General features: G+C 63.4%; 20 protein-coding genes and 1 tRNA gene. 14 read left to right on the top strand and 7 right to left on the bottom strand.

Annotated elements, in window-relative coordinates:
- The first annotated feature begins 19 nt into the window (after window positions 1–19).
- From PLD_RS22285 to PLD_RS22260, 6 genes are all read left to right on the top strand, one after another.
- The gene (locus PLD_RS22285) at window positions 20–1,507 is read left to right on the top strand and encodes a sensor domain-containing diguanylate cyclase (RefSeq protein ID WP_159896575.1); all 1,488 of its coding nucleotides are present in this window, start codon (window positions 20–22) and stop codon (window positions 1,505–1,507) included.
- A complete protein-coding gene (locus tag PLD_RS22280) occupies window positions 1,500–1,718 on the top strand; it encodes a cysteine-rich CWC family protein (RefSeq protein ID WP_159896573.1) in 219 nt (72 codons plus the stop codon). Before PLD_RS22285 ends, PLD_RS22280 begins: the two co-directional genes overlap by 8 nt.
- A gap of 33 nt (window positions 1,719–1,751) precedes the next feature.
- Entirely contained in the window at window positions 1,752–2,444 is a 693-nt protein-coding gene (locus tag PLD_RS22275) for a 16S rRNA pseudouridine(516) synthase (protein WP_159896571.1), read from the top strand.
- Between the two features lie 323 nt (window positions 2,445–2,767).
- Window positions 2,768–3,652 (top strand): alpha/beta fold hydrolase, encoded by an 885-nt coding sequence (locus tag PLD_RS22270; protein ID WP_159896569.1) that lies wholly within the window; start codon window positions 2,768–2,770, stop codon window positions 3,650–3,652.
- A 157-nt stretch (window positions 3,653–3,809) separates the two neighbouring features.
- Window positions 3,810–3,883 (top strand) — tRNA-Gly (locus PLD_RS22265).
- Between the two features lie 312 nt (window positions 3,884–4,195).
- Window positions 4,196–4,924 (top strand): bifunctional 2-polyprenyl-6-hydroxyphenol methylase/3-demethylubiquinol 3-O-methyltransferase UbiG, encoded by a 729-nt coding sequence (locus PLD_RS22260; protein WP_159896567.1) that lies wholly within the window; start codon window positions 4,196–4,198, stop codon window positions 4,922–4,924.
- A 387-nt stretch (window positions 4,925–5,311) separates the two neighbouring features.
- Here PLD_RS22260 and PLD_RS22255 read toward each other — a convergent pair whose 3' ends face one another.
- A complete protein-coding gene (locus PLD_RS22255) occupies window positions 5,312–7,087 on the bottom strand; it encodes a sensor domain-containing phosphodiesterase (protein WP_159896565.1) in 1,776 nt (591 codons plus the stop codon).
- 842 nt (window positions 7,088–7,929) lie between these two features.
- On the opposite strand from PLD_RS22255, the gene PLD_RS22250 reads away from it, so the two are divergent.
- Window positions 7,930–8,217 (top strand): hypothetical protein, encoded by a 288-nt coding sequence (locus PLD_RS22250; protein ID WP_159896563.1) that lies wholly within the window; start codon window positions 7,930–7,932, stop codon window positions 8,215–8,217.
- 254 nt (window positions 8,218–8,471) lie between these two features.
- A complete protein-coding gene (locus PLD_RS22245) occupies window positions 8,472–8,846 on the top strand; it encodes a hypothetical protein (protein WP_159896561.1) in 375 nt (124 codons plus the stop codon).
- A 57-nt stretch (window positions 8,847–8,903) separates the two neighbouring features.
- Here the strand turns inward: PLD_RS22245 and PLD_RS22240 are convergent, their stop codons facing one another.
- Window positions 8,904–9,440 carry a GNAT family N-acetyltransferase gene (locus PLD_RS22240; protein ID WP_159896559.1) on the bottom strand — a complete coding sequence of 179 codons (537 nt, stop codon included), beginning with the start codon at window positions 9,438–9,440 and terminating at the stop codon, window positions 8,904–8,906.
- A 228-nt stretch (window positions 9,441–9,668) separates the two neighbouring features.
- Here PLD_RS22240 and PLD_RS22235 point away from each other — a divergent pair, with 228 nt between their 5' ends.
- Window positions 9,669–11,825, top strand: coding sequence for a TonB-dependent siderophore receptor (locus PLD_RS22235; protein WP_159896557.1), 2,157 nt, complete (start codon window positions 9,669–9,671; stop codon window positions 11,823–11,825).
- Window positions 11,826–11,875: 50 nt separating this feature from the next.
- Here the strand turns inward: PLD_RS22235 and PLD_RS22230 are convergent, their stop codons facing one another.
- The 4 genes from PLD_RS22230 to PLD_RS22215 all read right to left on the bottom strand — a co-directional run bounded on the left by PLD_RS22230 (window position 11,876) and on the right by PLD_RS22215 (window position 17,250).
- On the bottom strand, window positions 11,876–12,889 hold the full coding sequence (locus PLD_RS22230; RefSeq protein ID WP_159896555.1) for an Ldh family oxidoreductase: 1,014 nt from the start codon (window positions 12,887–12,889) through the stop codon (window positions 11,876–11,878).
- Window positions 12,890–13,005: 116 nt separating this feature from the next.
- Window positions 13,006–14,580, bottom strand: a complete 1,575-nt coding sequence (locus tag PLD_RS22225; protein WP_178116199.1) for an aldehyde dehydrogenase (NADP(+)) — start codon at window positions 14,578–14,580, stop codon at window positions 13,006–13,008.
- A 32-nt stretch (window positions 14,581–14,612) separates the two neighbouring features.
- Window positions 14,613–16,184, bottom strand: coding sequence for an APC family permease (locus tag PLD_RS22220; protein ID WP_159896553.1), 1,572 nt, complete (start codon window positions 16,182–16,184; stop codon window positions 14,613–14,615).
- Window positions 16,185–16,329: 145 nt separating this feature from the next.
- Window positions 16,330–17,250, bottom strand: coding sequence for a dihydrodipicolinate synthase family protein (locus PLD_RS22215; protein WP_159896551.1), 921 nt, complete (start codon window positions 17,248–17,250; stop codon window positions 16,330–16,332).
- A gap of 265 nt (window positions 17,251–17,515) precedes the next feature.
- Between PLD_RS22215 and PLD_RS22210 the strand changes: the two genes are divergently transcribed.
- The 5 genes from PLD_RS22210 (at window position 17,516) to PLD_RS22190 (ending at window position 21,946) form a co-directional block, all read left to right on the top strand.
- The gene (locus tag PLD_RS22210) at window positions 17,516–18,448 is read left to right on the top strand and encodes a 4-hydroxyproline epimerase (RefSeq protein ID WP_159896549.1); all 933 of its coding nucleotides are present in this window, start codon (window positions 17,516–17,518) and stop codon (window positions 18,446–18,448) included.
- Window positions 18,445–19,566, top strand: a complete 1,122-nt coding sequence (locus PLD_RS22205) for an FAD-binding oxidoreductase (RefSeq protein ID WP_159896548.1) — start codon at window positions 18,445–18,447, stop codon at window positions 19,564–19,566. Before PLD_RS22210 ends, PLD_RS22205 begins: the two co-directional genes overlap by 4 nt.
- Complete coding sequence (locus PLD_RS22200; RefSeq protein ID WP_159896546.1) at window positions 19,563–19,796, top strand: 2Fe-2S iron-sulfur cluster-binding protein; 234 nt, start codon at window positions 19,563–19,565, stop codon at window positions 19,794–19,796. The genes PLD_RS22205 and PLD_RS22200 overlap by 4 nt, the downstream gene beginning before the upstream one ends.
- The gene (locus PLD_RS22195; RefSeq protein ID WP_159896544.1) at window positions 19,793–21,061 is read left to right on the top strand and encodes an FAD/NAD(P)-binding oxidoreductase; all 1,269 of its coding nucleotides are present in this window, start codon (window positions 19,793–19,795) and stop codon (window positions 21,059–21,061) included. Before PLD_RS22200 ends, PLD_RS22195 begins: the two co-directional genes overlap by 4 nt.
- A gap of 108 nt (window positions 21,062–21,169) precedes the next feature.
- A complete protein-coding gene (locus PLD_RS22190; RefSeq protein ID WP_159896542.1) occupies window positions 21,170–21,946 on the top strand; it encodes an AraC family transcriptional regulator in 777 nt (258 codons plus the stop codon).
- Between the two features lie 7 nt (window positions 21,947–21,953).
- Here PLD_RS22190 and PLD_RS22185 read toward each other — a convergent pair whose 3' ends face one another.
- Window positions 21,954–22,727 (bottom strand): GNAT family N-acetyltransferase, encoded by a 774-nt coding sequence (locus PLD_RS22185; protein ID WP_159896539.1) that lies wholly within the window; start codon window positions 22,725–22,727, stop codon window positions 21,954–21,956.
- Window positions 22,728–22,755: the final 28 nt, after the last annotated feature.

The following is a 22,755-nucleotide window of genomic DNA, read 5'->3' as shown; positions in this document are numbered from 1 at the left end:
CCATTAACACGGAATCACCATGCCGCTTCGTTCTCCCTTGTATTCTCAACGTTCGCTGGTGCTGGTGCTTATCGGTCTACTGGGCAGCGGCTTCCTTGCCACCTCGCTGCTCAGCTACTACGCCTCACGGAACTCGATCCGCGACAGCATCATCAATACCGAACTACCGCTGACCTCCGACACCGTGTACTCGGAAATCCAGAAAGACCTGGTTCGACCGATCCTCATCTCCTCGATGATGGCCCGCGACACGTTCATGCGTGACTGGGTGGTGGCTGGCGAGCGCGATCCCAGCCAGATGATTCGCTACCTCAACGAAGTCATGACCCACTACGACGCCTACACCGCGTTCTTTGTCTCCAACACCAGCCTCACCTACTACCAGGCCAAGGGCGTGTTAAAGAAGATCAACATCAATGAGCCCCGAGACATTTGGTACTTTCGCGTGCGCGACATGGCCGCGCCCTACGAAATTAACGTCGATCCGGACCTGGCCAATCAGGACAAGCTGACCTTCTTCATCAATTACAAGGTCTACGACTACCAGGACCGTTTCATCGGCGCAGCCGGAGTCGGTCTGACGGTGGACGCGGTGGTCAAGCTGATCGACAAGTATCAGCAGCGCTATCAGCGCAGTGTGTATTTCGTCGACACCTTCGGCCGCATTGTCCTCACCGGCGCCGACGGCGGGCCCCAAGGCGCGCGCAGTGGCCAGTCGCTGCACAAGCTGGAAAGCCTAAAGGAACTGATGCAGCAACTGCCCAAGCCCCACAGCGGCAGCTTCGAATATTCCAGCCAGGGTCAGAGTCACTTCCTCAATGTGCGCTTTATTCCCGAGCTGAACTGGTACCTGTTCGTGGATAAACGCGAGGACGGCGCCCTCAACGGCATTCGCCACTCTCTGTACCTGAACCTGCTGATCTGCCTGGTGATTACCGCCATCGTGCTGATTCTGCTGAGCACCGTGGTGCGCCGCTACCAACGCCGGATCGAGACCCAGGCCACCCTCGACAGCCTCACCCGTCTGCCGAATCGACGCGGTTTTGACCTGCTGGCGGCCCAAGCCCTGCAAGAAGCGCGGCGCGACCTGACGCCCCTCAGCGCGCTACTGCTGGATCTGGATCACTTCAAGCGCCTCAATGACACCTACGGCCACCTGGCGGGCGATCAAGTGCTCAGCGGCTTCGCCCGAGACCTGCAAGGCTGCCTGCGCCAGTCCGACATTGTCTGTCGCTGGGGCGGCGAGGAGTTCATCGTCCTACTCAAGGACACCGACAGCACCATGGCCCTGGGCATTGCCGAGAAGATCCGCCTGCTGATCGAGCAACAGCACTACCACTATGAAGGCCAGCAGTTGCAAGTGACCGTCAGCATCGGCTTGACCATCCTGCAATCGGCAGACACCCTCCACAGCCTGCTGTCCCGTGCCGACCACGCGATGTACCGCGCCAAGCAGACCGGACGCAATCGAACCTGCGTGGAAATACCCCACTCCAGCCATGAATAGACCTGACCTTTGCCCCGCCTGTGGGGCCCGCAATGACTGTGTGCTGGCCGACCCGCGCAGCGCCAGCCAAGCCTGCTGGTGCTACAGCGTGAGCATCGATCCGGCGGTCATCAAGGCCTTGGCGCCGGAGCTGCGCAATCAGTCTTGCCTGTGCCCGCGCTGCGCCGGGGTCGAAGCCCAACTGCGCGCCGACAGCGTGGACCGCCCATGAGAGCACTCACGGTGCCAACGACTGCCGAACACCATGCGCATTGACCGTTTCCTCAGCAACCTGCCGCGCTTCAACCGCCAACAGGTGCGCCTGTTACTGGTGCAACGGCGCCTCCGTATCGACGGCCAGTGGATCAGCGATCCCAAGGCCGAGGTTCGTGCGTTCAGCCGAGTGGAGTTGGATGACGAAGTGCTGCAAGCCGGCAAACCGGCGCGCTACTTCATGCTGCATAAACCCATGGGCTGCGTCAGTGCCACCCGTGACCCCGAGCACAAGACCGTGCTTGAGCTGATCCACGAGCCGGACCCGCAAGAGCTGCACATTGCCGGACGCCTGGATTACAACACCACCGGACTGATGCTGATCACCAACGACGGCAGTTGGTCGCGACGCTTGACCCAACCGCAGACCAAACTGCCCAAGCTCTACTATGTAGAAACCGAACAAGAGATCGGCCCCGAGTATGTCGAGACCTTCGCCCAGGGCCTGTACTTTGCCTTCGAGAACCTCACCACCCTGCCCGCCCACCTGCAGATTCTCGGCCCCCGCAGCGCCAGGCTGAGCATCGTCGAAGGCCGCTATCACCAGGTCAAACGCATGTTCGGCCACTTCAACAACAAGGTCGTGCGCCTGCACCGTGAACGCATGGGGCCGCTGGTGCTGGATGAACACCTCGCTCCCGGGGCATACCGCGCCCTCAGCGCAGACGAAATCCGCTTGATCTGACGCCTTCCTCCCCATGCACGACCGCTGGGCAGAGACTGTCGAACAATTTATCCAGAGCACTTGCGGGTTCGCGGTTGCCCTGCTTGAATCAGTCCGTCGGCCGAATTGTGACCGATGAGTCACCCAAAACATCTAAGAAACCTTTTGCCGGCCTGAGCCCTGCCTGCTCTGCATTTCCCCGGTAAAGCGCCCACCTATAACAACACCCGTCGACCTGCCTTACCGGATCGACATGGGCCCCCATTCCAGGCGTATGCCTACCTGTCACATTGCCCGTGCACACTCAAGTTGCGCGCATACCCGCTTGCCAGGAGTCTTATGACATGAGGCCAGAAATCGCTGTGCTGGATATACAAGGTCAGTATCGGGTTTACACGGAGTTTTATCGCGCAGATGCCGCAGACAAGACCATCATTCTGGTCAACGGCTCGATGGCCACCACTGCGTCGTTTGCCCAAACCGTGAAAAACCTGCACCCGCAATTCAACGTAGTGCTCTATGACCAGCCCTATGCGGGCCGATCCAAGACCCACAACAAGCACGAACGGATGCTCACCAAGGAAGTGGAGGGACAGATCCTCCTGGAGTTGATCGAACACTTCGGTGCCGAGCACGTGCTGTCGTTTTCCTGGGGCGGCGCCGCTGCCTTGCAGGCCCTGGCCCAGCGTCCACGGCGTATCGAGAAAGCGGTGATCAGCTCATTTTCGCCGGTGATCAACGAACCGATGCGCGACTACCTGGAGCGCGGTGTCGACTACCTTGGCAACCTCGACCGCCACCGCGTCGGCCACCTGGTCAACGACACCATCGGCAAACACCTGCCCTCGCTGTTCAAGCGTTACAACTATCGCCACGTCAGCAGCCTGGCGGAGCACGAGTACGGACAGATGCACTTCCACATCAGCCATGTGCTCAACGGCGACCGGCAGTGCTACTTGCGGGCGGCGAAGAACATCCAGGTGCCGGTGCTGTTCCTCAACGGTGAGTGGGACGAGTACACCTCGGCCAACGATGCCAAGCTGTTCGCCGACCATGTGCAACAAGCCAGCTTCAACACCATTCAGGCCACCGGGCACTTCCTCGATATGGAACACAAGGCGGCCTGCCGCGACAGTCGCCAAGCGCTGCTGAGCTTCCTTAAACCGAGTCAGTACGACAGCCGTCCGCGTTACCACTACGTACAGGATCAGCATGCACTGGCTATCTGAAAGCGCGTCATCGCAGACCGTGAGTCGGCCGTGAAAACCCCATGTTTTCACGACCGACTCACGGAACTGTCACAACCTTGAAAAACCTGCAAACACAGGTCAGCTAAAGAAAAACTTCAAATCCGCAGCCACATCTGGTACAAAGTCAGCCGTTCGAGCGGGTGTCGTATAATGGCATTACTCCAGCTTCCCAAGCTGATAACGAGGGTTCGATTCCCTTCACCCGCTCCAAGTATTAGAAGCCCCCGCGTCAGCCAGCATGACGAAGGATGCGAAAACAGAAAACCGGTCCGATGGCCGGTTTTTTTGTGCCTGCAATTTACTGCGCAAGCCCGCCGCCTGCCTGTCATGCGTTACACATTCATAACGCTGGCGTGCCCCCAGACGCTAAAAAAATCGCTAGCCTTTCCCGGTTTCAGTCACCGAGCCTGGCCATCGACGAGCATCCGTCGTGCCCTCCGAGGGAGAAGCCCCTCAGCCGTTTCAACTGCACAACTGCCCTCTGCCACAGGGCTGCATATGAACCTGAAAGAGCCTCTACCCATGACTCAGAACATTTACGATGATCCGACCTTTTTCCAGGGCTACAGCCAGCTGGGACGCTCCGTCGGCGGCCTCGACGCCGCACCGGAATGGCCGGCCCTGCAAGCCCTGCTGCCACCGATGCATGACCTGCGGGTGCTGGACCTGGGCTGCGGCTATGGCTGGTTCAGCCGCTGGGCCAGCGAGCACGGCGCCCGCCAGGTGCTGGGCCTGGACGTCTCGGAAAAGATGCTGGCCACCGCCCGCGCCAGCACCTCGGCACCCAACATCGATTATCAGCGGGCCGACCTGGAACACCTGAGCCTGCCCAGCCTCAGCTTCGACCTGGCCTACAGCTCCCTGGCCCTGCACTACATCAAGGACCTGTCCGGCCTGTTCGCCCAGGTCTATGGTGCGCTGGTGCCGGGGGCACGCCTGGTGTTCTCCATCGAACACCCGATCTTCATGGCGCCGCGCAACCCGGGTTGGCAGGTGGACGCTCAAGGCCACAAGTCCTGGCCGCTGGACAGCTACCAACGGGAAGGTGAACGGGTCACTCATTGGCTGGCCGAAGGGGTGATCAAACAGCACCGCACCCTCGGCACCCTGCTCAACACCCTGATCGACACAGGTTTCAACCTTCGCCATGTGCAGGAGTGGGGCCCCACGGCGCAGCAGGTGGAGGACCTGCCGGCGCTGGCGGAGGAGCAGGAGCGACCGATGCTGTTGCTGGTGGCGGCGCAGCGTTAGAGGTGGCGCGGTAGCCGCAGGGACTGCGCCGCCATAAAACCGCCATGAGCTTGCAGCTCGTTCGCAGCCTGCGGCAGCGGCTACAAAACCTGTAGCCGCTGCTGAGCTTGCGAAGCTGCGCAAAGGCCCCCAGGGCCTTGCTTGGCGATCAACCCTGAAACCCTCAGGATTTTTACGTCCCTTCTGCCTGATCGCACCCTCCGGCAGCGGCCACAAAGCCTGTAGCCGCTGCTGAGCTTGCGAAGCTGCGCAAAGGCCCCCAGGGCCTTGCTTGGCGATCAACCATCAAACCCTGAAACCCTGAAACCCTGAAACCCTGAAACCCTCAGGATTTTTGCGCCCCTTCGGGCCGATCGCACCCTCCGGCAGCGGCTATAGGGGCCGCAATTAATAGCCTTGCTGTAACGGAAAACACTGAGCCCTGCTGTGGGCAAGGAACTTTTCCTGGGGCAACGGTCGAGCCAGGAAATAGCCCTGGGCTTCGTCGCAGCCAAAGCCCCGCAAGATCCGCAGGCACTGGAAGCTTTCAATGCCCTCGGCCACGGTGCGATAGCCCAGCTCACGGGCCAGGGCAATCACCGAGCGGGTGATCTTCTGGTGCTGAGCGCTGCTCTCAAGATCAGTGATCATCGATTTGTCGAGCTTCACCACATTCGCCGGAATCTGGTGCAGGTAGGCGAAGTTGCTGTAACCGCTGCCAAAATCATCGATCGCCACATCCATGCCCAAGGCGCGAATCTTGCTCAACTGCTCCAGCACCCGGGGATTCGAGCGCAGCCAGGCGCCTTCGGTGATTTCCACCTCCAGACGGCTGGGGTCGATGCCATGCCGCTGACACGCGGTCTTGAGCACGTCGGCAATGTCCTGGTCTTCAAAATCCTGGGGCGACAGGTTGATCGACAGTCGTCGCACATCACAAGGGTTCCAACTGCCCAGCTTATGCAGCACCGCGTTGATCACCCAATGCGTCACCTGGTGAATCAAGGCATTGCGCTCCATGACCGGTATGAACTCAGCAGGGGAAATCGGCCCCAGCCACGGATGATCCCAACGGATCAGCGCCTCGGCACTGACCTGAGCGCCATCGGGCAGGGCGAAGCGCGGTTGGAACATCAAGTAGATCTGCCCGCTGCTCAAGGCTTCGCCGATGTCCGAGGCCAGGTTGAAAGCACGTCGATAGGCTTGGTCACGCACCACATCGTAGGGCGCCCAGGTGCTGCGGTTCAGGGTCGCCAGTTCCAGGGCGAACATGGCCTTGCGCAGCACATCCGGCACCGCATCGCGATCTGTGGAAAACGCCACGACCCCGGCACATACCCCAGGCACCATCGGCAATTCCAACCCCGGCGGCTGGCGGCGTAAACGTCGCACCAAGCCCTCCAGAAAACGTTCGACTCCGGGGGCCACCGGCAACAGAAAGCCGAAGCGCTTGACCGAGACGTGGTACACCCGCACATGCCGCCCCAAGTAGGTGAGCAGTTGCTGGGCGAGAAAACGCACAATGGTATCGAAGGGCGCCATGCCCATGGCCAGGGTCAACTCGTGAGCCAGGGTCTTATCAACCGCATCCAGCAACACCAGCACCCGCTGTTCGCCAGGATGCTGGTCCGCCAAGTCGTATAGATCATTCTGAAACTGCTCACGGTTGGGCAATCGACTGACCGGGTCGCGACGGGTCAACCGCTGGCGCTGCTCTATGTGCTCCATGACCAGCGACGCCAAGTCGCGCAGTTGCTGACGCTCCATGGCATTCAAACAATGGGGCTGTTTATCGATGACGCACAGGCTGCCGATGGCGTGGCCGGTGGAGGTGATCAACGGCGCACCGGCGTAAAAGCCGATGTTCGGATCGTCAGTAACCAACGGGTTAGCGTGAAATCGCACATCCTGACGGGCGTTTTCTACTTCAAACACATCATCGGATTTGATCGTGTAGGCGCAGAACGATTGCTCGATGGGGGTCTGTTGAAGATCGAAGCCTATCCGCGATTTGAACCACTGCCGATCACGGTCCACCAGGGTAATCAGGGCTGTGGGCACCTTGAAATACTCGGCAGCCAAGCGACAGATACGGTCAAAGCATTCACTGCGGGCCGTATCCAGCAGTTCCAGGGCATACAAGGCGGCCAGACGCTGCTCTTCGGCCAACGCCTTATCGGGCATACGCCGTCTCGGGCAGGATCAACACACTCATCAGAAACCTATCTCACCCACGTGGGGATATAACGACGCCCGGAAACCGGGCCGAACCTTGAAGCAATGGCATTACGACATCCGTCGACAGCATGACGCAGTGACTGGTGCTTGCCAATTCCATCCGTCGGACGAACGGTCGCCGGCCAGCGCCCGAACGCTTCGCTGAAACACCCGATCTAGAGCGACCGGCCCTGGAAGGTCGCGCTCAGCCGGGGCGCACTGCGACGCTAAACCGCTGCCCTCTCCATCCGGAAAACCGACCATGCAGGCCCATACGTTGCATCGTTGTCTGTACCTGTGGAGCGCGCTGGCCGTGTTCCTGCCGATCCTTGCCCAGGCCGCCAAGCCCCAGCCCCAAGCGCCGCCCATTACCTGGCTCAGGCGCGACGGCCACAACCGGAGGGCTGACGGGCGCCCAGGTGCAGGAAGTGCTCCCCAACTCGCGGCCCAATGCCCTGGGGCTGGTCTGAAGCCTCGGCCAGGCAGCCGGATGAACAGAAAAAAGAGCGATCCGAAGATCGCCCTTGAGGCTTGCCAGCCGATGCCTCGGGCCACTGGCCACGACAGACTCTTGGCGATCTGCCGTGCATCCGCAGCAAGCCATTTGCCCCCTGTTAGCGCCTCGCTCCTGCTTGGCGTGCCGATCTTTTTAACAGCTGGCAACTGTCTGCTTGCTGAACCCGGATGCAACCCGGGCCAGGATGCCTGCGCCCACCCAGCGACCCGAGACGCTTGCCAAACGGCGCAAAACAGCCAAGCATGCGCCGCCCGCGCCCTGGGCGCCCCTCGCTCACGGAAGGAGCCGAACCTTGAAAAAACTGCTGCTCCTGCTCGCCCTCATCCTGTTGCTGCTGCTCAATGTCGGTTACTACACCGAGCTGGAAGAGGCTGAAACCCACACCCGCTGGTTTCTCAAGCAAGCCCCGACCCTGCGCCTGGAGTTTTTCAACATCCACGCCAATGACGGCGATTACCGGCGCGTGGAAAAACTCAGCGACGAACAACGGCAGATGATCATCGATTACTGCAAATACCGTCTGGGCATCGACACCCAGGTCGCCACCCAGGCCGATATCGAGCGTTGCGCCAAGCTCTAGGACAACCTGCTGCGGACACTCCAGAGCCCTCGCCCGCACCTTTGGTACTCGTCTCATGTTGCCCGGACAAACCCGCGCCTATGGTCGCAACGGCCCGGCTGCGCAACGCCCGCTACTAGCCAGCGCGCCGCTGCCCCGGCCCGCCGCGCGTCCCGGGGTGGTATGGTGGCCGGCTGCCCTGCGTGCCGGGGCTCACAGGAGGAGCAATACGCTGAACGCCTGGTCGTGAAGCTTGAGGAGGTCACTGAAGAGATATGTGTAACGCCAAAGACATCTACACAGCGGGTTGGGTCCTGGTGGTCATGTCCGGGCTGGTGTCCCTGACGATCCAGGTGTACCTGGGCTATTTCAGACTCGATGACATGGTCAGGCACCTGGCGCGCTGCCGGGTCATCGCCATCCGCCTACCACTCCTGGGCAAGGATCCCCTGAGCCGCTTCTTCATGCTGCTGTGCATCGGCGCCATGTTCGCCATGCCCCACTTGTTCCTGCGCAGCGGCGGCATGAACGCCAAGGACTACCGGAAATTCCCCCTGGGCCTGAAGTGCCTGATCAATCTGTTCCAGCTCGCGGCCCTGGCCGCCGCAATCGCCTTCCTGGTGCTGTGGTGGGTCAGCCGTCACCTCTGACGGCCATCATCGAGCCTGCGGGGCACCAGCTAGCGGTGCCCCGCACTTGAACGCGCCTCAGCCAGCGACCGCTTGTTGCTGGAAGCCCTCGCGAGTCATTGCAAAGAAGCGGCAAGGCAAGCCCTCGAAATCGGCCTCGTGGGTGAAGCGAAAACCGATCTTGCGCGCCACCGCCAACGACGCCGCGTTATCGACATGGGCATCGACGACGATCCGCTCCACGGCCGGATCGGCAAACGCATGCTCGACAATCCGCCGCGCGGCCTCGCTGGCAACGCCTCGCCCCCAGGCCCGCCGCACCAGGCGCCAGCCCATTTCCAGCTCCGGCCCGACGGCGTCAAAGGGAATGAACGACACCCAGCCCAGCAATTCCTCCGGGGCCTTCTTGGCGAAGATCGCCCAATAACCGCAGCGCGGGCCAAAGTCCTGAGTCATGCGCGACTGCAGGAAATCCCGATGCCATTGCCCACCGTCCCAGGTCCCCGGGATGAAGCGCGTGACTTCAGGGTCCAGGTCCATGCGCAAGCAGTCGTCGAAGTGTTCAAGCGTGCGTGGGCGCAAGATCAGGTTGGGGGTTTCGAAGTGTGGCTTCATCCTTGAACTCCTGGGGCGATGGTCGACCATAAAACAACGGCGGGTGGAAAAACAGAACAGCCCGCAGCAGAAAAACACACCGCCCCCGCACAGCAGACCCAGCCAGCAATGCCCAGTTGCGCTGTGCCCCCCCTTATACTTTTCGCAACCATTGTTCAGAACCATCTGATTGAATGACATGAGTTCTCGAATGAGAATCGCTTCCAAATAAAAGGAGGCTCTATCTCAATGTCCAATCCCGTCCGCCCACACCCCTGGAAGTTGTGGTCCACCTCTTTGGGTCTGATGGCCCTCAGCGAGGCCAGCCTGGGAGCTACCCCTGAAGACAGTAAGCCTTACAGCGAGGCGACTCCTGTCACCCTGGCCCCGACCCATGTGCAAGGGGAGCATTCACCTGGCTACAAACGCGAGACCTCAGGCTCAGTGAAGTTCACCGCGCCGCTGCGGGAAACCCCGAAGTCGGTGACCATCATCACCGACACCCTGATGCAGGAACGCGCCGTGTCCAGCCTGACCGACGCCCTGCGCAACACACCGGGCATCACCTTCGGTGCAGGTGAAGGCGGCACGCCGCTGGGCGACCGTCCGTTCATCCGCGGCTTCGAAGCCAGCACCGACATCATGATCGACGGCATTCGCGACGTCGGGCGCATGAACCATGAAGTGTTCAACTACGAGCAAATCGAAATCGTCAAAGGCCCAGGCTCGGCCTACTCGGGGCGGGGCTCCACCGGCGGCACCCTGAACCTGATCAGCAAGGTGCCCCAGGCGCAAACCTTCACCACCGGCAGCCTGACCCTGGGCACCGATCAGCTGCGGCGCACCACCGTCGACCTCAACCAGTACCAGCCCGAACAGAACATGGCGCTGCGCCTGAACGCCATGAAGCACGAAGCCGACACCCCCGGCCGCGATCATGTGCAAGTGTCGCGCTGGGGCGTAGCACCGAGCGTGACCTTCGGCCTGAACACCGACACCCGCGCCACGTTGAGCTATTACCACCTGCAAACCGACGACCTGCCCGACCAGGGTCACCCGGTGTCGGAAATCACCGGCAAGCCGATCAAGGTCGACCGCGACAATTTCTATGGCTTCACCCAGCGCGACTTCCGCAATACCTCGGCGGACCTGGCCACCCTGCAACTGGAACATGACATCAATGATCACCTGACCCTGCGCAACACCACCCGCCAAGGCCGCAGCATGCAGGACTACGTCATGAGCCGGCCGATCTCCCTGGCGCCGCAGGAGCAGGCCAACCAGGTGCAACGCTCGGCGCGCGGGCGCAACGTGGTCAACACCTCGCTGATCAACCAGACCGACCTCTACGGCTCGTTCGACACCGGTTCCATCGGCCACCGCTACAGCGTCGGCCTGGAGTTCTCCCGCGAACGCATCGATGTCAAGAATCGCTACGCCAGCTCCAAGAGCCTCAACCTCGGCGACCTGCATCATCCCAACCCCAAGGACCCATTCGCCCCGGTGCTACGAGACGACGGCCAGCACACCACCACCCGACACAACAACCGCGCGTTCTATGTGATGGACACCCTCGCCCTGCACGAGCAATGGGACCTGAACCTGGGCCTGCGCTACGACGCCTATCACGTCCGTGACCCGGGCCAAAGCAACCGCAGCAACCTGTGGACCTACCAGAGCGGTGTCGTCTTCAAGCCCGTGCCCTACGGCAGCGTCTACCTGGCCTACGGCACATCCTTCAACCCCTCGGGCGAAACCGCCGGGCAATCAGGCAGGGCCGATGGCCCGGCGGGCGGCCGGTTGAGTAACCTGGCCCCGGAGAAAAGCCGCAGCCTCGAACTGGGCACCAAGTGGGACCTGCTCAACGAACGCCTGGCGCTGACCGCCGCCCTGTTCAAGACCGAGAAAGACAACGCCCGCACCTACGATCCGCTCACCGGCATCGCGACCCTGGACGGCAATGTCGAAGTCAAAGGCTTTGAAGTGGAAACCACCGGTCACCTGACCGACCGCTGGGAAGTGGTGGCCGGCTACACCCACCTGGATGCCAAGGCGCTGAAATACGCCGCCGACGCAGAGTCCGTCTATAACGGCAATCAGCTAAAATTCATCGCCGCCAACAGTGGCTCGGTCTGGAGCACCTATAGGCTCACCGACCGCTGGAAGGTCGGCGCCGGAGCCAACTACGTGGGCAAACGCTACACCAACGATGAAAACACCCGCAGCCTCGACGCCTACTGGCGCTACGACGCCATGACGGCTTACCGCGTGAACAAGAACCTGGACCTGCAGTTCAACGTGCTCAACCTCGCCAACAAGACCTACTACGACGCGTCCCACGTTGGCCTGTTCGCCACCGTCGCACCTGGACGTTCCGCCGAGCTGGCGGCCAACCTGCGCTTCTGACATGACCCGCAGCCCCTGGGGGCGATGGACACTCCATCGCCCCCAGGGCGTCATGCCAGCAAGGCCTGGATATCGTTCCACAGCGCCCGGGGAACCTGCACCCCCTGCTCCAGGCTACGGGCCCGGGCCTCAAAACGCCGCTGCGACGGCAACCGCGCGCCCTGCTGGGCAATGGCCGCGAACAACCCTTCCGCCCGCTCCAGCCCCTGTTGATAACCCTCGCCCAAAAACACCTTGGGATCAAAAGCCAGCACCAGTTCGCCATGACAAGGCGTGGCCCCGACGCCCTGATCGAAGGCCATGGACTCGACGCTGGTCAGGTCGCCAATCAAGGCCCCGGCCAACAATTCGATCATCGCCGCCAGGGCCGAGCCCTTGTGCCCGCCAAAGGTCTGCATGGCCCCCTGCAACGCCGCCCTGGCATCGGTGGTCGGTTGGCCTTGGGCATCGATGGCCCAATGGCTGGGAATCGGCTTGCCCTGGCGCGCATGCAGTTCAATGTCGCCCCGGGCAATGGCGCTGGTGGCGAAGTCGAAGACAAAGGGATTGCCCCCTGGTCGCGGCCAGGCAAAGGCCAGGGGGTTGGTGCCGAACACCGGATGGCGCCCGCCCGCCGGGGCCACCCAGCTGTGGCTGGGGTTCATCGCCATACCCACCAGACCGGTGGCGGCAATCGCCTCGACCTCCGGCCACAGCGCGGAAAAGTGGAAGCAGCGCTTGATCACCATGGCGGCGATCCCCTGGCTACGGGCCTTTTGCGCCAGGATCGGCAGGCCAGTGTGAAAGCCCAGTAGGGAATAACCGTAATGCGCATCCACTTCCAGCACCCCGGGCGAGACATGTCGCACGCTGGGCTCGGCCTTGGGATCGATCTTGCCCTCGCGCACCGAGCGCACGCAGCCCAGCAGGCGGTACACGCCGTGGGAATGGCACTCGTCACGCTGGCCTTGGGTGATGACCTCGGCGATCGCCCGTGCATGGGCCTCGGACAGGCCGTGATGGGTAAGGACCCGATACGACAGGGCGCGAACTTCATCCAGTGACAGGGTGATGTATTCAGACATGCAAGAACCTCTATGGCAGGTGGGGAACGCTCCTGTGGGAGAGTCAGGGTGGATGGAAGGGACTACAGGGGCGGGCGCGGCGGCACGCCCCAGAAGGAGCGCCGCCGCGCCCGGGATCACTCTGGAAACTGACCGTCGATCAGTTGCGGCACCTGCAGCGGGTTGCCCTCGCGCAGCTCGGCGGGCAACAGCGCCTGCGGCAGATCCTGGTAGCACACGGGGCGCAGGAAACGCTGGATCGCCAGGCTGCCCACCGAGGTACCGCGACTGTCGGACGTGGCCGGGAACGGACCGCCATGCACCATGGCATGGGCGACTTCGACCCCGGTGCCAAAGCCATTGACCAGCACCCGTCCAGCCTTGCGCTCCAGCAACGGCAGCAGGGTGCGGGCCTGGGGCTGATCGCCTTCGCTCAGATGCAGGGCAATGGTCAACTGCCCTTCCAGGCGGTGCAGCACCTGCTGCAAGGTGGCGAAGTCCGGGCAACGGACGATCAGCGAAGCCGGGCCGAAGACTTCCTCGCGCAACGCGGGGAGCTGCATAAAGGCCTCTGCCGAAGTGGCGAACAGTGCGCCTTGGGCCTGATGGCCCTGCCCCGCCAGCCCGCGCCCCAGGGTCTGCACCGGGGCCTGGGCCGCCAGCATCGCAACGCCCTGGCCATAGCTGCGCTGAATGCCCGGCGTGAGCATGGTCTGCGCCGCCACGTGGCCGAGGGCCTCGGCGGCGGCCCGCTCAAAACGCTGCAACGCCGGCCCATCGATGCCCAGGATCAGCCCCGGGTTGGTGCAGAACTGCCCGGCGCCCAGGGTCAGCGAGGCAACGAATGCCGAGGCAATCGGTTCCGCACGCTCCTCCAGGGCATGGGGCAACAGCAGCACCGGGTTGATCGAGCTCATCTCTGCATAGACCGGAATCGGTTCGGCGCGCGCCGCGGCGATCTGCATCAGCGCCATTCCGCCGCTGCGCGAGCCGGTGAAGCCCACGGCCTTGATCCGCGTATCCGCCACCAGCCCCTGGCCGATGCTCCGGCCGCTGTCGAACAGCAGTGAAAACACGCCCTCGGGCATGTCCTGCTGCCGGGCCGCCCGAGCGATGGCCCGGGCCACCAGTTCCGAAGTGCCAGGGTGGGCCGAGTGCGCCTTGACGATCACCGGGCACCCCGCCGCCAGGGCCGAGGCGGTGTCGCCGCCGGCCACGGAAAACGCCAAGGGAAAGTTCGACGCGCCGAACACCGCCACCGGTCCCAGACCGATCTGCCGCAGGCGCAAATCAACCCTGGGCAACGGCGTACGCGAAGGTTGCGCCGGATCGACCCGTGCCCCGAGAAAACCGCCGTCGCGGACCACGCTGGCAAACAGGCGCAATTGAGCGAGCGTGCGCCCACGCTCGCCTTCCAGGCGTGCCCGGGGCAAACCGGTTTCCAGTTGGCAGCGTTCGAGCAATTCATCGCCCAACTCGAAAATCTGGCTGGCAATGCTTTCCAGAAACGCCGCTCGCCGCTCAAGCGGTGCTTGCCGGTAAGGATCGAACGCCGCCTCCGCCAGGGCGCAAGCGCGTTCAAGGTCCGCCGCGCCGGCACCGCCGAACGCAGGTTGCAGCACCTCGCCGCTGGCGGCGGCCAGCCCATGAATAGCCCCATGGCTACCCAGTACGGCAGTCTGGCCAATCAGCATGTGTCCAGTAACAGTCATGGATGACCTCGTCTGTTTGAAGGTGGGCGCGGTCATTGCGCTTCGTCGCCGTCCAGCACCAGCTTGGCGCCGGGCACCCCGGTGTTGGCGCCCCAGGTGTAAATGCACAGGGCCATCAGGGTGACGGTGAGGGTGTCGTAGGGGTGAGCCAGGGCGCCGATACCGCCGAAGCTGCCCAGGTAGGAGATCAGGATGGTCAGGGCATAAAAAGCGATCAGCCACAGTGACGAACGCAGCTGTTCCCGCAGACTCAGGTGGTCGGTAGGCACCAGCCGCCGACACAGCAGGTAGATCACGAACATCACAATCTGCAGGCCCAACAGCCAGGACACCGTGCCCCAACCGGACCAGTAGACAATCAACGCGGCGATCACGAAGGACACGGGGCCAAGCACGACAAAGGCACTGACCCGAAACGGCCGCGCCAGCTCCGGTGCGCTCTTGCGCAGCGCCGCGACGCTGATGGGCGCCACCGCGTAACTGAGTACCAGGGCTGCCGAGACCACGTTAATCAGCGCCTCCCAGGACGGGAACGGCAAGGTCCAGAACACCGACAAACCGAAGGTTAGCCACAAGGCTGGACGCGGAATACCGGACGGTTCATCGATGTGGGTAAAGACCTTGAAGAAGGTCCCGGTGCGGGCCCAGCCATAGACCACCCGCGGCGTGGCGTTCATGTAGATGTTGCCGCAGCCGCTGGGAGAGATCACCGCGTCGGCCACCACCAGGTAGGCCAGCCAGCCGACCCCAAGGGTCAGGGCAATGTCGCGGTATGGCAGGGAAAATTCCTTGCTGATGCCGCTCCAGCCGTTGGCCAGCATCTCCGTGGGAATGCTGCCCAGGAAGGCCAGTTGCAGCAGGCCGTAGATCAGGGTCGAGAGCAGCACCGAGAGAATCAGCGCGATGGGAATGGTGCGCTGCGGATTGCGCACTTCACTGGCCACGGAAATGATCGGCGTCAGCCCCAGGTAGGCAAAGATGATGCCCCCGGCCGACACCGCCATCTCGATCCCCGACAGACCGAAGGGCGCGAAGCCCTGGATGTGGAAATTGTCGGGCTTGAAGAAGGTGAACAACACCACGATCACCAGCAGCGGCACGATGAACTTGAACAGGCTGATGAAGTTGTTGGACTTGGCGAAGGTCTTGACGCTGTAGTAGTTGAGCCAGAAAAACAGGCAAAGCAGCGCGAACTGTAGCAGCCAACCGATCAGCGTCGGGTTGCTGCTGCCTTCATGGGTCAATGCCGGAAACCAGGCTGCGGCGTATTGCCGGGCGGCCACCACTTCGATCGCCACCAGGCTGGAAAAGGCGATCAGGGTGATGAACCCCATCAAGTAGCCCAACAGCGGTCCGTGGGAAAACACCGGGTAGCGCACCACGCCGCCGGCACGGGGCAACGCCGCGCCGAGCTCGCAATAGACGATGCCCAGCAGCAGCACCGCGAACCCGCCCAGCAGCCAGGAAAAGATCCCCGCCGGTCCGGCAATTGCCGAAACATGGCTGGCGGCGAACAGCCAGCCGGAGCCGAAAATCGCACCCAGACCGATAAAGGTCAGGTCCACCAGAGAAAGTTGCTTCTTGAATTTTCCTTTGCCTGACATGGGGCTGCGCCTTTTTTTGAGGTTATTGGAATAGGCAGATCAACTGTCACGTCGGCGGGCCTGCCGACGCTGGCAGCAAGCCCCCCGTGTGTTGCGCGTGGTGTCTCCCGCAGGGGCGCCCCCACCCAGGGCGCCCGACAGGCCCTTACAGCACAACGTCCGGCAGGCGTGGGCGAGTGGCCAGGGCCTTGGCGACAATGGCCTTGACCTCGGCCAGGGTTGCGCCTTGCAACGCCAGGCGCGGTGGCCGGGTAAGCGCCGAACCACGGCCTACCAGTTCTTCGCAGAGCTTGATGCATTGCACCAGGTCCGGGCGGGCATCCAGGTGCAGCAGCGGCATGAACCAGTGGTACAGAGCCAGGGCTTCCTCGAAGCGTTTTTCCTTGGCCAGGCGGAACAGGGTTGCGCCCTCTTTGGGAAAGGCCACGGACATGCCCGAAACCCAGCCTTCGGCGCCCACGGCAACGCTTTCCAGCACCACGTCATCAAGGCCGGCGAACAGCACGAAGCGATCACCCACGGCGTTGCGCAGGTCGATAAAGCGCCGGGTATCGCCGGACGAATCCTTGAAGCAGACGATGTTTTCGCAGTCCTGCAGGGCGATCAGCACCTCGGGGGTGACATCGTTCTTGTAGATCGGCGGGTTGTTGTAAACCATCACCGGCAGGTCGGTGCCGCTGGCCACGGCGCGAAAATGCGCGGCGGTTTCATGGGGCTTGGCCGAGTACACCAGGGCGGGCATCACCATCACCCCGTCGACCCCGACCTTGGCCGCCTCACGCACGGTGTTGCGGGCAAACTCAGTGGTGAATTCGGCAATCCCGGCAATCACCGGCACCCGGCCGCCAGCGGCGTCCTTGGCCACTTCGATCACCGAGAGTTTTTCCGCAGTGCTCAACGAGGTGTTTTCGCCCACGGTGCCACACACCACCAGGCCCGACACCCCATCGTCCACCAGGTTGCGCATGACGTTGTGGGTGGCCTGTAGATCCACCGAGAAATCGGCTTTGAATTGGGTGGTCACGGCGGGGAACACACCGCTCCATTGAATGGCTTTACGGCTCATGGTCTGGTCCTTGCTTGAGGTCGGCCGGGCCGACAAATGTTGGAAGCGCAAACCAGATTCGCCTTTTATCCCCCTTGCAGCTTGAAGCTTTTCCCCCCTGCAAGAGACGAAATCGGCACATTCGCCAATCGCCTGCGCGTTCAGTCCCAGGCCCCAGGGTCACCGGCACGACTGTGCCGATTTCGTCATCTGCGGCAGCGAAAACCCACAAGCGACGGGCGCGCCGCCAAGGCCACTCTGTAGCTCCCTTGGCTGAGGTGCCAACATGAAAAAAATAACCGTGATCGACTCCCACACCGGGGGGGAACCCACCCGCCTGGTCATCGACGGTTTTCCCGATCTGGGCCCTGGATCCATGGCCGACCGCCTGCACACTCTGCGCAGCCAGCACGATCAGTGGCGCCGCGCTTGCGTGCTCGAACCCCGGGGCAGCGAGGTAGTGGTGGGCGCACTGCTGTGCCAGCCGCAAGCCAGCGATGCCTGTGCCGGCGTGATCTTCTTCAACAACAGCGGCTACCTGGGCATGTGCGGCCACGGCACCATCGGCCTGGTGCGTTCGCTGTATCACCTGGGGCGCATCGGTTGTGGCGTGCACCGCATCGAAACCCCCGTGGGCACGGTGCAAGCCACCCTGCACGACGACCTGTCGGTGAGCGTGCGCAATGTCGCAGCCTATCGCTACCGCAGCCAGATCAGCGTGCAACTGGCGGACCGCAGCACGGTGAAGGGGGACATTGCCTGGGGCGGCAACTGGTTCTTCCTGATCAGCGATCATGGCCAGCGCCTTGCCCTGGACAACGTCGAAGCCCTGACCCACTACACCTTGAGCGTGCGCCAAGCCCTCGAACACGCCGGCATCACCGGTGCCGGCGGCGAGCTCATTGACCACATCGAACTGTTCGCCAGCGACCACCAGGCCGACAGCCGCAACTTCGTGCTCTGCCCCGGCAAAGCCTACGACCGCTCGCCTTGCGGCACCGGCACCAGCGCCAAGCTGGCGTGTCTGGCGGCCGACGGCAAACTCGCCCCGGGACAGACCTGGCGCCAGGCCAGTGTCATCGGCAGTCAGTTCAGCGCGCACTACGAGCGCCTCGGCGAACAGATCATCCCCACCCTTCGCGGCAGCGCCCACATCAGCGCCGAAGCCACCCTGCTGCTGGACGACAGCGATCCGTTCGCCTGGGGCATCGGCTCGTGAAGGGGCAGCCCGAGGTCGACGTGATCGTGGTCGGCGCCGGCATCATCGGCGCGGCCTGCGCTCACGCGCTGGCCGGCCGCGGCTTGCGGGTGCAAGTGCTCGACGATGCCCGTGGCGGCGCCACCGGGGCCGGTATGGGGCATCTGGTGGCAATGGACGACAACCCCGCGGAGTTGGCCCTGAGTCACTACTCCATCGGCCTCTGGCGGCAGATTCGCGAGCAACTGCCACCTGCTTGCGCCTACCGCAACTGCGGCACCTTGTGGCTGGCTGCCGACGGCGCGGAAATGGACCTGGCGCGGGTCAAGCAACAGACCCTGGCCGAGCACGGCGTCGCCGGCCAACTGCTCGATGGCCAGCAACTGGCGGCCCTGGAACCAATGCTGCGCCAGGGCCTGGGCGGCGCCTTGAAGGTCCCCGGTGACGGCATTCTCTACGCCCCGGCCACGGCTCACTGGCTGCTCAGCGACAACCCGCTGATCAGCCGCCAAGCGGCAACGGTGCAGGGCGTTGCCGGCGATCAAGTAGCACTCGACGACGGCCAGGTGCTGCATGCCCCCAGGGTGTTGCTGGCCAATGGACTAGGAGCCCAGGCGCTGGTGCCAGCCCTGCCCCTGCGGCCGAAAAAAGGCCACCTGCTGATCACCGATCGCTACCCGCAACCGCTCAGCCATCAACTGGTGGAACTGGGTTACGCCGCCAGCGCCCATGCCAGCGACGGCACCTCGGTGGCGTTCAATGTCCAGCCGCGCCCCACCGGCCAGTTGCTGATTGGCTCGTCCCGGCAGTTCGACACCCTCGACCCCGAAGTCGACCCGACCGTGCTGGCGCCGATGCTGCGCCGCGCGGTGGCGTACCTGCCTCCGTTGGCGCAGCTCAACGGCATCCGTGCCTGGACCGGCTTTCGCGCCGCCACCCCCGACGGCCTGCCGATCCTCGGCCAGCACCCGCAACAGCCAGGCCTGTGGCTGGCGGTCGGCCATGAAGGCCTGGGCGTGACCACCGCCCCCGGCAGCGCGCGATTGCTGGTGGACCTGATCTTGGGCGAACGCCCGGCGATCGACCCGCGCCCCTATCTGCCTGAACGCTTCACCGACCTGAGAGGAGACACCCGATGATCATCTACCTGGATCAAGAGGCCCTGGATGTCGCCAGCGGCCTGAGTGTCGCCGCCGCCGTGGCCGCCAGCGGCGACCCGCGGACCCGCACCTCGTGCAGCGGACAGCCTCGCACGCCCTTGTGCGGCATGGGCATCTGCCAGGAATGCCGCATGACCATCGACGGGCAGCGCCAACTGGCCTGCCAGACCCTGTGCCGGGACGGCATGCGGGTGGAGCGCAGCCAATGAAGGTCCAGCGCCTGCACTGCCAGATCGTGATTGTTGGCAGCGGGCCAGCGGGGCTCGCCGCCGCTCAGGCCGCCAGCCAGCACTGCGAGTCAATCCTGGTGATCGATGACAACCCGCGCCCCGGCGGCCAGATCTGGCGCCACGGGCCGCAGCATCCCCCGACCAAGACGGCGGCCGAACGCTTCAACGTCCTGCGGCATCCGGCGGTGCGCTACCTCAGCGCCACCCGCATCGTCTCGGCCCAGGGACCTCACCGCCTGTTGCTCGAAGACGCCCGGCACGCCTGGCAGGTGGACTTTGCCCAGTTGATTCTGTGCTGCGGCGCCCAAGAGCTGCTGCTGCCCTTTCCGGGGTGGACCCTGCCCGGCGTCACGGGTGCCGGCGGTCTGCAAGCGCTGCTGAAAAACGGCCTGCAGGTGGCCGGCAAATCCTTGGTGATCGCCGGCAGCGGACCGTTACTGCTGGCCAGCGCCGCCAGCGCACGTCAGGCCGGTGCCCGCGTGGTCCGCGTCGCGGAACAAGCGACGGCGACCTCACTGCTGGGGTTTGCCAGCCAACTGTGGCGTTGGCCGCACAAGCTGGCCCAGGCCTTGCGCCTAGTCACTGCCGCCTACCGCTGCAATGCCCATGTAGAGCAAGCCTTGGGGGAGCAACGCCTGGAAGCGGTACGGGTCCGCCAGGGACGGCGCAGCGAAGAGATCCCCTGCGATTACCTGGCCTGTGGTTTCGGCCTGGTGCCCAACATCCGCTTGGCCAGCCACCTGGGTTGCCGCCTGGAACACGGCGCCGTCGCCGTCGATCAACAGCAGCGCAGCAGCCTGCCCCAGGTCTTCGCTGCCGGTGAATGCACCGGCATCGGCGGCAGTGAACTGGCGTTGATCGAAGGCCAGATCGCCGGCTGTGTGGCCACCGGCCAGGAGGATCGCGCCGCTGCGTTGATCCAGCAGCGCCGCCACTGGCAACACTTTGCCGAGCAACTGCACAAACACTTCGAACTGCGGCCAGAGATTCTCAAACTGGCCCAAGCGGATACTCTGCTGTGTCGTTGCGAAGACGTACCCTACGCGGCGGTCGCCGCAGCCGCCGACTGGTCCACGGCCAAGTTGCACAGCCGTTGCGGCATGGGCGCCTGCCAGGGACGAATCTGCGCCAACGCCGCGCAACGCCTGTTCCATTGGCCGCCGGCCCCGCCGCGCACACCGCTGGTGCCTGCCCGCGTTGCCACCTTGATGCTCGACACTCCAGCGCACGACACGGCAGACTAAACCCCCGCGCCGGACCAGGCCGGTAATCGCCAAACGCTTGCCCCCCTTCACTGCCCAGGCTTTATCGACACAGATCCATCCCCCAAGCCCCCCAGAGAGAGGCCGACGATGATCGATAGCGCACAGCTCCCTCACTTGCCTCGGGCCATCGCCGCCCATTCCCCCCACGACATCAACAGCCTGCTGGCCAACATGGCACCGATCACACCGCTGCTGGACTGCATCCCCAGCGCGGTGTTCTTCATCAAAGACCTGCAGGCACGCTACCTGATCGCCAACCTGACCCTGGCCCAGCGCTGTGGCTTCAAGAACATTCGTCCACTGTTGGGCAAGACCTCGGCCGAGGTCTTTCCGGCACTGCTCGGCCCGGTCTATACCGAGCAGGACCAGCGCGTGCTGCATCAGGGCATCACCCTCAAAGGGCAATTGGAGTTGCACCTGTACGGCAGCCGTGAACCCGGTTGGTGCCTGACCCACAAACTGCCGTTGCATGGGCACGACGGCGAAATCATCGGCATGGCCGGCATCTCCCTGGACCTGCAAGCGGCCCGGGACACCCACCCGGCCTATGAACGCCTGGCGGCGGTGGATCGGTATATCCGCGAGCACTACAGCGAAGCCATTCGCCTGGAAGACCTGACCCGCATCGCCAACCTGTCCATCGCTCAGTTGGAACGCTACTGCAAACGCATCTTCCACCTGACACCCCGGCAGATGATTCACAAGGCCCGCCTGGAACACGCTTCGCGCCTGCTGCTGACCGAAGAACCCATCACCGACGTGGCCCTGCAATGCGGCTACACCGACCACAGCGCCTTCAGTCGCCAGTTCAAGGCCCTGACCGGACTCAGCCCGCGCCAGTTCCGCCAGAACGCCTTGCGTTAACCGGCCTTCACGGTTGGCAGAACGTACGGTAGTCGAACAAACGCTGGAAACCGGCCTTGTGATAGATCGACAGGCCGTCGAAGGACGCTTCAAGCACACAAGTTTGCGCGCCCTGGGCCTGGGCGATGCTCAGCACGGAGTGGATCAGCGCCGTGGCGTAACCACGGCCCTGCCAGGCCTGCACGGTGCCGATGTCATCCAGCCGTACCACCCCTGGCCCCCGCGACAGGGTCAATGCACTCACCGGCTGCTGATCGACATACAAGGTGAAATGCCGCAACGCCCGCCCGGCCTGCAACGCCGCCCGATGCCGCCCCAGGTATTGGGCGATCCTGCTGCCTTGCGACGCGAAGGCACTGCCCACCGGCTGCGCCCAATCCTCCAGACAGTGATCGGTGCAACGAATATCCACCCGCGCAAGCGGCGTCTGCCGGGGCACATAAGTCGCCAGATCGAGCTGCATGCAGGTGGTCTTGTCCGACGGCAGCAAGTGCTGCTGTTGCAACAGTTCACTGACCTGCGACACCTGCGCATCCGGCACCACCACACAAAACGGCACGCCGTGGCGCCGGATAAAGGCCAGGCCTTCGGCCAACCGCTCAGCGCTGTCGACACCGCAGTTGTTCATCATCAACAGGTTCAGGCTACTGGCCTCGACCCCTGTGCAGTAGGCGCTCAGCTCGGGACCGAAACATCGATAGAACTGGGAAATGGAGACGAAGAAGTCTTCCTCCGCCTGGTGATACAGATCAATGACCGAAGCCCTGGCTGAACCTGTCATGCACGACCTCCGTAAGCCTCCCGACGCC

It is taken from the genome of Pseudomonas sp. LD120, from assembly GCF_009861525.1.
Lineage (GTDB): Bacteria > Pseudomonadota > Gammaproteobacteria > Pseudomonadales > Pseudomonadaceae > Aquipseudomonas.
Note: the sequence above shows the minus strand (reverse complement) of the source record. Positions and strands in the feature narration are given on the sequence as shown.